This is a genomic window from Sphingomonas sp. CFBP 13728, from assembly GCF_014841895.1.
In the GTDB taxonomy this organism is placed as follows: Bacteria; Pseudomonadota; Alphaproteobacteria; order Sphingomonadales; family Sphingomonadaceae; genus Sphingomonas.
This window is the reverse complement of the sequence record NZ_JACYUS010000001.1, coordinates 606,699-620,355: the sequence shown is the minus strand read 5'-3', so window position 1 is coordinate 620,355 and position 13,657 is coordinate 606,699. Positions and strand designations below refer to the sequence as shown.

The following is a 13,657-nucleotide window of genomic DNA, read 5'->3' as shown; positions in this document are numbered from 1 at the left end:
TGGCAGGAAGAACAAGACGTGGGTTACGCCAGTGCCGCGACCCGTGCTGGCGGCGTTACCAGATCCACATCCTCCAGCCGCCGCCACCCCGCCGGGCCCAACACTTCCAGCGGCCGGTACCGCGTCTTGTACTCCATCCGCGGCGAGCCCTTTACCCAATATCCGAGATACACGTACGGCAGCCCCGCATCGCGGGCGCGCAGGATATGGTCCATGATGATGAAGTTGCCGAGCCCCGGTCGCGACGTGTCGTCGGCCGCGAAGAAGCTGTAGACCATCGAGAGGCCGTCCGCCTGGCGATCGGTCAGGCAGGCGCCAATCAGCGCTCCCGGCACGCCGTCGACCGACCGATCGCGGTACTCGACGATCACCGAATTGACCGGCGAATGCTCGATCATGTCGGCATAGTCGTCTTCGTCCATCCCGGCCATCCCGCCACCGGGATGGCGCGTGCCGAGGTAACGGCGGAGCAACTGAAACTGCTCGTCGGTCGCCCAAGCCTTGCACGCGGTAATCTCGATATCGCCGAGCCGCTTCAGCAGTTTGCGCTGGGTCGCGTTGGGCACGAACTCATCGGTCACCACGCGGACCGAGACGCACGCCGTACACCCCGAGCAGGACGGCCGATACGCCACGCCCTGGCTGCGACGAAAGCCGATCCGGCCGAGCGCATCGTTCAGTTCGTTCGCGTGCGGACCGGTCAGTTCGGTGAACACCTTTCGCTCCTGACGATCCGGCAGATACGGGCACGGCGCAGGGCTGGTGACGAAGAAGCGCGGGAAACGAAAGGGCGCGGTCACCGAGCGGAAAGTCCTTCAGGCAGGCGCGAGCAGCCGCGTCGCCCCGTATATGGCCGCCCTGCGGCGACGTGCAATCGGTTTACCACGAATGTCGGTAAACGCGGTAAATCGCCGTATCAGAATGGGATCACGCCAGCTCGACGGTCGACGTCTCGTACCCGCCAGCCCGCAATGCCCCCACCAGCCGATCGAGGTGCGCCCGGTCGCGGAGCTCGCATTCGATGTCGGTGATGAGCCCTTTCGCCGGCAACGTCGTGAAGACGCGCTGGTGATAGATCTCGATGATGTTGACGCGTTCCTGGTCGAAGATCCGCGCGACATGGAACAGCGCGCCGGGCTTGTCCTGCAACCGGATGCGCAACCGCGCGAGCCGCCCCGACCGCGCCAGATCGCGCAACAGCACGTTGGCGAGCAGGCGCGTATCGATATTGCCCCCGCACAGCACGATGCCGACGGTCTTGCCCGCGAACCGCTCGGGATGCGAGAGCAGCGCGGCGAGCCCGGCGGCACCGGCGCCCTCGACCACGGTCTTCTCGATCTGGAGCAGCAGGCTGACGGACTCTTCCAGGCTGCGTTCGCTGACGAGGACGATCTCGTCGACCAGTTCGGCGACGATCTTCGAGGTGATCGCGCCCGGCTCCTTGACCGCGATGCCCTCGGCCAGCGTATCGCCCGCGCACGCCATGTCCGTGCCGTTGATGCGGTTGTACATCGACGGGAACAACTCGGCCTGCACGCCGACGACCTCGATCGGGTGACCGCCCGGCGCTTCGCTCAAAGCTCGCGCGACCGTCGACATGCCCGAGATCAGCCCGCCGCCGCCGATCGGGATGACCAGAGTATCGAGCTGCGGCACGTCCTGCAGCATCTCGATCGCGACGGTGCCCTGCCCTGCGATGACGCGCGGGTCGTCGAACGGGTGGACGAAGGTGAAGCCGCACTCGCCTTCGAGGATGCGAGCGTGGGCATAGGCCGCGTCGAACGTCTCGCCGTGCAGCACGACGTTGGCGCCGTGGCCCTCGGTCTGCATGACCTTCACGGTCGGCGTGTTGGTCGGCATCACGATCGTCGTCGGAATGCCCAGGCGGTTGGCATGATAGGCGAGGCCCTGCGCGTGATTGCCCGCCGACGCGGCGATGACGCCCTTCGCGCGCGCTTCGGCCGACAGCTGCAACAGCGTGTTGAGCGCGCCGCGCTCCTTGTACGCCGCGGTGAACTGGAGGTTCTCGAACTTCAGATACACCGTCGCGCCGGTCATCTTGCTCAGCGTCTTGCTGATCAGCGTCGGCGTGCGGACGATCGAGTCGCGGATCCGGTCATGCGCGACGCGGACGTCGTCGATCGAGACGGGGAGGGTGGGTGCCGCTACGGCAGCGTGGGTAGCCATGTCCGACCCGCTAGACCATCTGGCGCGCGTGGGAAACACCGCTTATGCGCGGACGCTATGGCAAAACTGGCATTCATCGGAACCGGCGTCATGGGCGCGCCGATGGCGGGACACCTCGCCGCGGCAGGGCACGACGTCACCGTCTATAATCGAACTAAGGCCAAGGCGTTGGCATGGGCCGATAAATATGGCGGCAAGGTTGCCGACACGCCGGCTGCCGCGGCCAAGGATGCCGACGCGGTGTTCGCCTGCGTCGGCAACGACGACGATCTGGCGTCGGTCACTCTGGGCGACGACGGTGCGTTCGCGGCGATGCGCGAGGACGCGGTGTTCGTCGATCACACGACGGTCTCCGCCTCGATCGCGCGGCGGCTCGCGGGCGAGCGCACGCTGGTAGTCGACGCACCGGTATCGGGCGGACAAGCTGGCGCGGAGAACGGCAAGCTCTCGATCATGTGCGGCGGTTCGACCGAGGCGATGGCAAAGGCCGAACCGTTTATGCAGGTCTATGCCGCACGCATCGTTCACGTCGGCGAGGCAGGCGCGGGCCAGACGACCAAGATGTGCAACCAGATTGCGATTGCCGGCGTGATCCAGGGCGTCGCCGAATCGCTGCGGTTCGCGCAAAACTCCGGGCTCGATCTCGACAAGGTGTTCGAGGCGATCTCGGGCGGCGCGGCGCAGAGCTGGCAGATGGTCAATCGCTGGCCGACGATGGCGAAGGACGAGTTCGACTTCGGTTTCGCGGTCGACTGGATGCGCAAGGATCTCGGGCTGGCCCTAGACGAGGCGCGACGCAACGGCGCTGTGCTGCCGGTCGCGGCGCTGGTCGATCAATTCTACGCCGATGTTCAGGCGATGGGCGGCGCTCGGCAGGATACGAGCGCGCTGGTACGGAGATTGCCGAAGTGAAGCGTTACCTGATCTCCGCAGCCATCTTCGCGCTGCTTCCAACCCCCGCGCTTGCCGACGGGATCGTCGACAACGTCAACGGTGTCACCATTGCTGACGGCGGACGCGTGATCCACTTCAAGGCGATCCTGGTCGACAAGGATGGTCGCGTCACGCGTCTCGTCCCCCCTGGCGAGGAGGCCCCCAAGCTCAGTCGCAAGGAATTGAAGAAGAACGCCGGCAAGCCGCTGTACGACTGGCGCGTCGACATGGGTGGCAAGACGGTGTTGCCGGGCTTCATCGACGCGCATGGCCACGTCCTTGAGATGGGCTTCGGCGCGCTGTCGCTCGACCTGTCGATGACCAAGTCGCTCGACGAGGCGAAGTCGCGGATCGCCGCCTACATCGCCGGCAACCCCGATCGCAAATGGGTCCTGGGCCGCGGCTGGAACCAGGAGGCGTGGGGGCTGGGTCGCTTCCCGACCGCCGCCGACCTTGAGTCGGTTTCCGGCGGCCACCCGATCTGGCTGTCGCGCGCGGACGGCCATGCCGGCTGGGCGAACCGCGAGGCTATGCGCGAGGCCGGCGTCACCGGCTCGACCGTATCGCCGGCGGGCGGACGGATCGAGAAGACCGGCGGCGCCCCCGCGGGCGTATTCGTCGACGGCGCGCAAGGACTGATCGAGAAGGTCGTGCCGCAACCGCTTCCCAAGGAGCGCGATGCCGCGTTCCTGACGGCGCAACGCATCCTCCTGGGCTACGGCATCACCGCGGTCGCCGACATGGGTACGACGCTCGACGACTGGCTGACCTATCGCCGGATGGCGGACATCGGCGGGCTTCGTGTCCGCATCATGAGCTATGCGATGGGCGTCGAGACCGCGAGCCGGATCGGCGGCAAGGGGCCGACGCCGTGGCTGTACAATGATCACCTGCGGATGGGCGGCGTGAAGCTCTATGCAGACGGCGCGCTCGGGTCGCGCGGTGCGTGGTTGCTGAAGCCCTATGCCGATGCGCCCGGCCAGTCGGGGCTCGGCTTCCTGACCGACGACCAGCTTCAGAACCAGATGAGCCGGGCGGCGATGGACGGGTTCCAGGTCGCGGTCCATGCGATCGGCGACAAGGCCAATCGGGAAGTGCTCGACGCGATCCAGGTCGAGAGCGAGACCTATACCGGCGATCGCCGCTGGCGGATCGAGCATGCGCAGATCGTCGACCCGACCGACCTGCCGCGCTTCGGCAAGTTCGGCACCATCGCCTCGATGCAGCCTACGCATGAAACCAGCGACCGGACGATGGCCGAGGCACGGCTAGGGCCGAACCGGCTGGCCGGTGCCTATGCGTGGAAATCGATGCTCACCAACGGCGCGAAGCTCGCCTTCGGGACCGACTTCCCGGTCGAGAAGCCCGATCCGTTCGCGACGTGGGCGGCAGCCTTCACGCGTCAGGATGCTGACGGGCAGCCGCAGGGTGGGTGGCAGCCGCAGGAACTCGTCACGCGCGAACAGGCGTGGTGGGCGATGACCGGCGCGGCCGCCTATGCAGGCTTTGCGGAGAAGCAGTTCGGTGCGCTCGCGCCCGGCCAGCGCGCAGACTTCATCGTCGTCGACCGCGACCCGACGATGGCCTCGCCGACCGACCTGCGCGCGACGAAGGTCAGCGAGACGTGGATCGGCGGGGAGAAGGTCTGGGTGCGCAAGTAACCGCGCGGATTACTGGCGCATCCTGATCAACCCCTCCTGCGCGACGCTGGCGACGAGCCGGCCGTCGCGCGAGAAGATACGCCCGCGGTTGAACCCGCGGGCATGTCCGGACCACGGTGCGTCGCAGGCGTAGAGCAGCCAGTCGTCCGCGCGAAAATCCTCGTGCAGCCACAGCGAATGATCGAGGCTCGCGGTCTGCAGCCCCGGCGTGATCCAGTTGACGCCGTGCGGCAGCAGCGCGGTACCGAGCAATGCCATGTCGGACGCATAGGACAGGATCGCGCGGTGCATCGCCGGGTCGTCGCCGATCGGCGCGACCAGGCGGAACCAGTTGGCATGCGCCGCGGGTTGCGGAACCGGCTCGATCCAGCTGCGCGGGTTGACGGGACGGATCTCGATCGGCCGCTGGCGCAGCATGTGCGCGCGGAACTTCTCGGGGATGCCGTCGATGCTCTCCAGGCGCAGTTCGCGATCGGAGCGCAGGTCTTCGGGCGGTGCGACATCGGGCATGACGTCCTGATGGTGGAGTCCATCCTCGGGCGTCTGGAACGACGCCGCCATGTTGAGGATCGGCTGCCCCTTCTGCATCGCGATCACGCGCCGGGTAGCGAAACTCCGGCCCTCGAAGTCGCGCACCACGCGGTAGACGATCGGGTAATCCTCGTTGCCCGGCCGCATGAAATACGCGTGCAGCGAGTGCGCGGCCTTTGGGCCTTCGGTCGAGCGTTGCGCGGCTTGCAGCGCCTGCGCGATCACCTGCCCGCCGAACACGCGACCGACCCCGCCCGGCTGACGCTTCCCGACATAGAGATCGGTATCGACCTCCTCGATCTCGAGCAGGTCGACGAGCCCCTGCGCGAGAGCTTCGGGCGACGTATCGGCAGTATCCAAGCTCATCTGACCTCCGTGTTCACCCGCGAAGGCGGGTGCCCAGACTGGGCCCCCGCCTTCGCGGGGGCACACCCTACGGTCAATACCCCGCGGCTACGGCCAGCCGATCCGCATGGAAGTTCGCATCCCCGAACATCTCGGCCAGCACCCGCGCGCGCTTCATATAGAAGCCGATGTCGTATTCGTCGGTCATACCGATGCCGCCATGCATCTGCACGCCCTCCTGCACGCTGAGCGTCGTCGCCAGCGCAGTCATCGCCTTCGCCACCGACACCGCCTCGTCCGCGCGGTCGCTGCCGAGATCGAGCAGTTGCTGCGCCTTGAGCACGGCGGCGCGCGCCACCTCCATCTCCGAATACAGATGCGCGGCACGGTGCTGGAGCGCCTGGAAGCTGCCAATCAGCATCCCGAACTGCTTGCGCTCCTTCATGTAGCCGATCGTCATGTCCATCGCCCCGCCGCCAACGCCGAGCAGCTCCGCCGACGCCCCGGTCCGCCCGGCGCGGAGCAGGCGGTCGAGCGGGGTACGGCCCGCATCGACCTCACCGATCACCGCGTCCGCATCGACCTCGACGCCCTCGAACTCGAGTCGCGCGGCCAAACTCGAATCCGCGAGGCGTTCGGCGTTTGCGGTCAGCCCGGCAGCATCCTTCGGCACCGCGAACAGCGTGATGCCGTCCTGGTCCTCGGCACTACCGCCGGTGCGCGCGGCGACGATGATCAGGTCGGCGGTGTGGCCGTGCGTGACGAACCGCTTGGCGCCGGTCAGCTTGAAGCCGTTGCCCGACCGTTCGGCGGTCATCGCCACGGTATCGCGGTGCTTGGCACCCTCGTCGATCGCGAGTGCCGCCACGGTCTCGCCGGCGATGATGCCGGGGAACCAGCGTTCGGCCTGCCCCGTGCCTTTGAGCGCCTCGACTGCGGCGACCGCGGTGGAGAGGAACGGGGAGGGGGACAAATTGCGCCCGATCTCCTCCAGCACCACGCCCGCCTCGACATGACCAAGCCCTAGCCCGCCCTGGTCCTCGCCAATCAGGATGCCGGTAAAGCCCATCTCCGCGAACTGCTTCCACAGATCGCGCGAGAAGCCGGTCGCATCGTCGGCGTCGCGCAACGCCCGCATGTGGCTCACGGGCGCGTGCTCCGCGACGAAATCGCGAATGGTGTCCTGAAGGACGGTCTGGTCGTCGTCTAGATACAGTGGCATTCTGGTTCCCCCGCGGAGGCGGGGGCCCAGGAGCCCCACGCGCAGCGTTCGTGATTCTGGGCTCCCGCTTTCGCGGGAGAACGGTCAAAGGTCAGGCAGGCAATTCCAAGATCCGCTTGGCGATGATGTTGAGCTGGATCTCGCTCGTCCCGCCCTCGATCGAGTTCGCCTTGGTCCGCAGCCAAGACCGCGGGATCGCCCCGCCGCGCGACCGATCGCTGTCCCATTCGAGCGCATCCGACCCGCCCGCCGCCATCATCAGTTCGTACCGACCCTTGTTCAGCTCGGTGCCGTAATATTTCATCATGCTCGGCTGGGCCGGGTGCGCCTTGCCCGCCTTCAGCTCGTCGATGAACCGCTCGGACATCGCCCCGAACGCTTTCGCGCGCACCTCGAACAACGCGATCGACGCGCGCAGCAGCGGATCGGCGAGCCGCCCGTCATGCCCAAGCCCGACGGTCGCGATCGCCCCGTCGATCAGCGGATTGCCGCCGCTCGACGCCAGCCCCATCCCCGAGATCATCTCGCGCTCATGCCCGAGCAGGTATTTCGCGACGTCCCAGCCCTTGTTCTCCTCGTAGACGCGGTTGACCTTGGGCACCTCGACATTGTCGAAGAACGTCTCGCAGAACGGCGAATTGCCACTGATCAGCAGGATCGGCTTGGTCGACACGCCGGGCGACGCCATGTCGAACAGCACGAAGCTGATCCCGCCCTGCTTCGAGGTCTTGTCGGTGCGGACCAGACAGAAGATCCAGTCGGCCTTGTCGGCATAGGACGTCCACACCTTCTGCCCGTTGACGAGATAATGGTCGCCCTTGTCCTCCGCCGAGGTGGCAAGCCCGGCAAGATCGGACCCCGCATTCGGCTCCGAATACCCCTGGCACCAGCGAATCTCGCCGCGCGCGATCTTGGTCAGGTGATCGAGCTTCTGCTCCTCGGTGCCGTATTTCAGCAATGCCGGCCCGAGCATAGAGATCCCGAACGAATTGAGCGGGTTGCGTGCCTTTATTGCCGCCATCTCTTCGCGCAGGATCTTCGTCTCTGCGGGTGACAGGCCACCGCCGCCATACGCCTTGGGCCAATCCGGCACGGTCCAGCCCTTGGCCGCCATCTTGTCGAGCCATTCCTTCTGCGCCGGGCTCGAAGGCTTGAACTGGCGCCCACCCCAGCAGACGTCGTCCTCCGAACGCACGGGCTTGCGCATCTCGGGCGGGCAGTTTTCCGCGAGCCAAGCGCGGGTTTCGGTACGGAAGGTGTCGAGGTCGGTCATGTCGCTCTCCGTCTTGCTCCCTCTCCCCTTCGGGTAGAGGGCTGGGGTGAGGGGCTGTTCCGGGCGCTGCGCTGCTTGGCTACCCCTCACCCCGACCCTCTCCCCGAAGGGGAGAGGGAGTGGAAATTACTTTATCTTACCGCCGGTTGCGGATGCATCCTTCAACGACTTGGCAACGGTGAACCCGTATTTCTCGAGCCCCGCCACGACCTTCGGCAACCCCTCGGACTGCGCCCAGAACATCGGCCCGCCGCGGTACACCGGCCAGCCGTAGCCGTAGATCCACACCACATCGACGTCCGACGCGCGCTGCGCCTTGCCCTCTTCGAGGATCAGCGCGCCTTCGTTGACCATTGTGTAGAGCGTCCGCACGACGATCTCCTCGTCGCTGATCTCGCGCGGCGTCACGCCCGATTTCTTGCGGAAATCGTCGATGATCTCGGTCACCCGTGCCGAGTTCGACGGCGTCCGCTTCTCGTCGTAATCGTAGAAGCCCGCCTTGGTCTTCTGGCCCCAGCGATTCTCCGCCGCCAGCGCATCTCGGATATTCTCGATCCGGCTCGGGTCGCGGTGCCAGCCGATGTCGACGCCCGCCAGATCGCTCATCTGGAACGGCCCCATCGGCATCCCGAACGCGACATGGACCTTGTCGATCTGCTCCGGGCTCGCACCTTCCAGCAGCAGCTTGGTCGCCTCGACCTGCCGCGGCATCAACATGCGATTGCCGATGAAGCCGTAGGTGACGCCTGCCACCACGGCGACCTTCTTGATCTTCTTCGCGAGCGCCATGACCGTCGCCAACACGTCGTCCGCGGTCTTGTCGCCGCGTACTACCTCGAGCAATTTCATCACGTTGGCGGGCGAGAAGAAGTGCATCCCGACCACGTCCTCGGGCCGCTTGGTGCAGGCCGCGATCGCGTCGATATCCAGATACGAGGTGTTCGACGCCAGGATCGCGCCCGGCTTGGCGATCGCGTCGAGCTTGGTGAAGATCTCCTTCTTCACCTCCATCGTCTCGTACACCGCTTCGATGATCAGGTCGCACTCGGCGAGGTCGGCGAAGTCCAGCGTCGGCTTCAGCGCCCCCATCGCCTGCTCGACCTGTTCGGGCTTCATCCGGCCCTTCGCGGCGGTCGCCTCGTAGTTCTTCCGGACCACGCCGGTACCGCGGTCGAGCGCTTCCTGCTGCATCTCGACGATCGTGACCGGGATGCCCGCGGACAGGAAGTTCATCGAGATGCCGCCGCCCATAGTACCCGCGCCGATCACACCGACGCGCTTGATTTCGCGCAGCTTGGTGTCGGCGGGGACGTCGTCGATCTTGGCGGCCTGGCGCTCGGCAAAGAAGATATGGCGCTGGGCGGCGGACTGGACGCCGGTCATCAGCTTCATGAATTCCTGGCGCTCGAACGCTATGCCCTCCTCGAAGCTGGAGCCGTCGGCGGCCTTCTCGACGCAGGCGATGTTCGCTGCCGGCGCGTCGAAGTTACGGAAACGCCGCGCGTTTTCCTTCTTGAACGCGGCGACCGCATCGGGATCGGCCTGCGCGGTCTTCTCGGACGCGCGGGGCAGGGGGCGCTTCGTCGCGATCTCTCGCGCGAAGGCGACGGCATCGGCCTCAAGGCTGTCTTCACCGACGATCTTGTCGATCAGGCCAGCGTCGAGCGCCTTCTTTGCCGAGATCGGACCGCCCTTCGCGGTCATCTCCAGCGCCAGCTTCACGCCGGCGATCCGCGGGATACGCTGCGTTCCACCCGCGCCGGGGAGCAGGCCGAGCTTCACTTCGGGTGTGCCGATCTTCGCCGAAGGAACGGCAACGCGGTAATGGCAGCCGAGCGTGACTTCGCAACCGCCGCCGAGCGCGGTGCCGTGGATCGCCGCGACGACGGGCTTCGACGACGCCTCGATCATGTCGACTACGGTCGGCAGGCCGGGCTCGACCATTTCCTTGCCGAACTCGGTGATGTCGGCGCCCGCGAAGAACGTGCGGCCGTCGCAGCGGATCACCATCGCGGTGATGCTGTCGTCGTTCACGCCGTCCTTGATCGCGGCTTCGAGACCCTGGCGGACCGCGGCGCCGAGCGCGTTGACCGGCGGGTTGTTCGAGATGATGACGAGCACGTCGTCATGGCGTTCGGTGCGGATCGGGCCAGTGTTCGTCGACGGGGTCATACTATTCTCCTTGTTCTCCTGCGAAAGCAGGAGCCCAGGGCCACATCGGCAGCCCTGTGTGATACTGGACTCCTGCGTGCGCAGGAGAACGGAAACTCAGGTCATCGCCGCGTAGATCATCGTCTTCAGTTCGCGGCGGATGGGATAGAAACTGCTCGGCGAAAGCTGCGTCATGAACACCATCGACAGGCGTTCGACGGGATCGACGAAGAACGCGGTCGAGAACATCCCGCCCCAGTAGAATTCGCCCTTCGACCCCGGCACCATCGTCTTCGCGACGTCGTCGGTGATCGCGAACCCGAGCCCGAAGCCGGTGCCCGCGTTCGACGCCTCGCTGAACAGCGACTTCGACATCGCCGCGAGATCCGATTTTCCGGGCAGGTGATTCTGCGTCATCAGGTCGAGCGTCTTGCGCCCAAGGATGCGCGCGCCGTCGAGTTCGCCCCCGTTCAGCAGCATCGTATTGAACCGGTGATAATCGAGCGCGGTCGAGACGAGCCCGCCGCCGCCGGACACGAGCTTAGGCTGCCGGCTCCATGCACTCTCCGCGCCGCAATCGTACATCACGCGGCCCTTGCCCGGCGCGAGCGTGTAGCAGTCCGTCAGGCGATCGAGCTTGTCGGCAGGAACCTGGAAGAAGGTGTCGTCCATCTTCAGCGGCGCGAAGATGCACTCCCTGAAGAACTGGTCGAGCGGCAGGCCTGACACGCGCTGCACGACCGCGCCGAGCACGTCGGTCGCGACCGAGTAATTCCACGCGGTGCCGGGCGAGAATTCGAGCGGGATCTTCGCCAGCGCGCCGATGAACCCGTCGAGATCATATCCGCCATGCCAGCCCTCGATCTTACCCTCGCGGTAGGCGGCATCGACGTTCGACCGGTTCTGGAAGCTATACGTCAGCCCCGAGGTATGCCGGAGCAGGTCGACCATCCGCATCGGCTCGGCGGTCGGCCTGGTTACGAACGGCACGCCGCCGCCACCGCCATCATAGACGCCGATATCCTTGAACTCGGGCAGCACATGGTGGACCGGCGTATCGACCGCGACGAGGCCCTGTTCGACCAGCATCATGAACGCGACCGAGGTGATCGGCTTGGTCATCGATGCGATCCGGAACAGCGATCCTTCGTCGACGCTCTTGCCGCCCTCACGCGCCGCGCCCGCGTTCGAGAAATGCACGATCTCGCCGTCGCGCGCGATCAGCAATTGCGCGTTCGGCAGCTTGCCCGAATCGATGTAGCGCGTCTGGAGCAGCGTATCGATCGCCGCCAACCGGCTCGCATCGAAGCCGTGTGCGGCAGGTTCAGCGATTTTCATGATTCGACCGTCCGTGCCATGACCCGCTCCATACCCCTAGTTCGAACTTGGTGCCTCTATTGCCTTGAGTGCGGCAGGAATCAACTATAACCTGTCTTCGAACAGGCGATAAGCCAAACCCGAAATTCAACTCTGGAGTCAACCGGTCTTGGCAAGCGAACCGATCATCGCACTCGATCCCTCCTGGCCGGCGATGTCGCTCGCCGATGCCGAGCGACTGCTGACCGCGCCCGGCGCGAAGTTCGAGATGGAGATGCTGACGATCGACGGCATCGAGACGCGCATCTGGAAGAACGCGCCGGCGTCGTTGCGCTGGCTGGCCGAGGCGGCGCGCGCGCATGGCGAGCGTGTGTTCACGGCCTATGAGGACGAGCGCGTCACCTACGAGGCGAACTTCCGGGCGATCGCCGTACTGGCGCACCGGTTGCGCGAGATGGGGATCGGCCCCGGCGACCGCGTGGCGCTGGCGATGCGCAACCTGCCCGAATGGCCGGTCGCGTTCTTTGCAGGCGCCAGCATCGGCGCGATCATGGTGCCGCTCAACGCGTGGTGGACCGGCGCGGAGATGGAATACGGCCTCGCCGATTCGGGCGCGCGCGTACTGATCACCGACGACGAGCGGCATCACCGGCTGGAGGCGGCCTACGCGACGCTGCCGGCGCTCGAGCACGTGTTCGTCGCGCGTGCCACGGAGCCGGTGACGGGAATCGTGACGCGGCTGGAGGATGTGATCGGCACCCCGCACGACTGGGCTGCGTTGCCTGATGTCGGCTTGCCCGAGGCAACGATCGCGCCCGACGACGACGCGACGATCTTCTACACCAGCGGCACGACCGGCGCGCCGAAGGGTGCGCTCGGCACGCACCGCAACATGATGTCGAACATCCTGTCGGGCGGGTATTCCTCGGCACGCTCGTTCCTGCGCCGCGGCGAGGCACCGCCCGAACCGACGCCGCGCGTGACGCTGACGGTGATCCCGTTGTTCCACGTCACCGCCTGCTCGGCGGGGATGATGGGGGTGATCGCGACCGGCAGCACGATGATCTTCATGCGGAAATGGGACACGATCCGCGCGATGGAGATTATCGAGCGCGAGAAGGTCAACATTACCGGCGGCGTGCCGACGATCGCGTGGCAGCTGCTGGAGCATCCCGACCGTGGCCGCTACGACCTCTCGTCGCTCGAATCGATTGCCTATGGCGGTGCGCCGGCGGCACCCGAACTGGTGAAGCGCATCCATGCCGAGTTCGGCGCGATGCCCGGCAATGGCTGGGGCATGACCGAGACGATGGCGACCGTCACGCATCACGGCGGCGAGGATTACCTCAATCGCCCGACCAGCGCGGGGCCTCCGGTGGCGGCTGCCGACCTGAAGATCATCGCCGACGACGGGGTGACGGAGATGCCTCTGGGCGAGGTCGGCGAACTGTGGGCACGCGGCCCGATGATCGTGAAGGGATACTGGAACAAGCCCGACGCGACCGCCTCGACCTTCGTCGACGGCTGGGTCCGCACTGGCGATCTAGCGCGGCTTGACGACGAGGGTTTCTGCTACATCGTCGATCGCGCCAAGGACATGATCATCCGCGGCGGCGAGAACATCTATTCAAGCGAGGTCGAGAACGTCCTCTACGCGCACCCCGCGGTGACCGACGCGGCGCTGATCGGCATCCCGCACCGCATCCTCGGCGAGGAACCGGCGGCGGTGGTCCATCTCGCACCGGGGGCGGTGACGACCGAAGCGGAGTTGCAGGGCTGGGTGAGGCAGCATCTGGCGGCATTCAAGACCCCGGTCGCGGTGCGCTTCGTCCACGAGACTCTGCCGCGGAACGCGAACGGTAAGATTCTGAAGAAGGACTTGCAGGTGCTGTTCGAGGACCGGGTGGGGGTGTCGGCGTAGGAGGCATAACTGATACTGCTCCGTCATCCTGACCAAAAGCGGGGGGCTTGGGATCAAGACATGATCGGACATGCTGCGGTCTTTTCGAGGAATTCCATCGCGCTGGCGCCGCGCGC

General features: G+C 66.1%; 10 protein-coding genes. 3 read left to right on the top strand and 7 right to left on the bottom strand.

Translation table 11 applies throughout. The annotated features are described in order from the left end of the window. Positions 1-23: 23 nt before the first annotated feature. Both IFT67_RS02565 and IFT67_RS02560 read right to left on the bottom strand, forming a co-directional pair. Entirely contained in the window at positions 24-800 is a 777-nt protein-coding gene (locus IFT67_RS02565) for an arginyltransferase (RefSeq protein ID WP_192144930.1), read from the bottom strand. 127 nt (positions 801-927) lie between these two features. Continuing rightward, a complete protein-coding gene (locus tag IFT67_RS02560) occupies positions 928-2,187 on the bottom strand; it encodes a threonine ammonia-lyase (protein ID WP_192144929.1) in 1,260 nt (419 codons plus the stop codon). A 57-nt stretch (positions 2,188-2,244) separates the two neighbouring features. On the opposite strand from IFT67_RS02560, the gene IFT67_RS02555 reads away from it, so the two are divergent. Continuing rightward, a complete protein-coding gene (locus IFT67_RS02555; RefSeq protein WP_192144928.1) occupies positions 2,245-3,099 on the top strand; it encodes an NAD(P)-dependent oxidoreductase in 855 nt (284 codons plus the stop codon). Further along, complete coding sequence (locus IFT67_RS02550) at positions 3,096-4,781, top strand: amidohydrolase (protein ID WP_342450535.1); 1,686 nt, start codon at positions 3,096-3,098, stop codon at positions 4,779-4,781. The genes IFT67_RS02555 and IFT67_RS02550 overlap by 4 nt, the downstream gene beginning before the upstream one ends. 9 nt (positions 4,782-4,790) lie before the next feature. Here the strand turns inward: IFT67_RS02550 and IFT67_RS02545 are convergent, their stop codons facing one another. From IFT67_RS02545 to IFT67_RS02525, 5 genes are all read right to left on the bottom strand, one after another. Then, positions 4,791-5,678 carry an acyl-CoA thioesterase gene (locus tag IFT67_RS02545; protein ID WP_192144927.1) on the bottom strand — a complete coding sequence of 296 codons (888 nt, stop codon included), beginning with the start codon at positions 5,676-5,678 and terminating at the stop codon, positions 4,791-4,793. 73 nt (positions 5,679-5,751) lie between these two features. Next, the gene (locus IFT67_RS02540; protein ID WP_192144926.1) at positions 5,752-6,879 is read right to left on the bottom strand and encodes an acyl-CoA dehydrogenase family protein; all 1,128 of its coding nucleotides are present in this window, start codon (positions 6,877-6,879) and stop codon (positions 5,752-5,754) included. 91 nt (positions 6,880-6,970) lie between these two features. Then, positions 6,971-8,152, bottom strand: coding sequence for an acyl-CoA dehydrogenase family protein (locus IFT67_RS02535; protein WP_192144925.1), 1,182 nt, complete (start codon positions 8,150-8,152; stop codon positions 6,971-6,973). Positions 8,153-8,278: 126 nt separating this feature from the next. Next, positions 8,279-10,324: a 3-hydroxyacyl-CoA dehydrogenase NAD-binding domain-containing protein gene (locus IFT67_RS02530; protein ID WP_192144924.1), complete on the bottom strand. Its 2,046-nt coding sequence runs from the start codon at positions 10,322-10,324 to the stop codon at positions 8,279-8,281. Between the two features lie 96 nt (positions 10,325-10,420). Then, positions 10,421-11,641: a serine hydrolase domain-containing protein gene (locus tag IFT67_RS02525; RefSeq protein ID WP_192144923.1), complete on the bottom strand. Its 1,221-nt coding sequence runs from the start codon at positions 11,639-11,641 to the stop codon at positions 10,421-10,423. Positions 11,642-11,834: 193 nt separating this feature from the next. On the opposite strand from IFT67_RS02525, the gene IFT67_RS02520 reads away from it, so the two are divergent. Then, positions 11,835-13,541 (top strand): class I adenylate-forming enzyme family protein, encoded by a 1,707-nt coding sequence (locus IFT67_RS02520; protein ID WP_192146386.1) that lies wholly within the window; start codon positions 11,835-11,837, stop codon positions 13,539-13,541. The last annotated feature ends 116 nt before the right edge of the window (positions 13,542-13,657 follow it).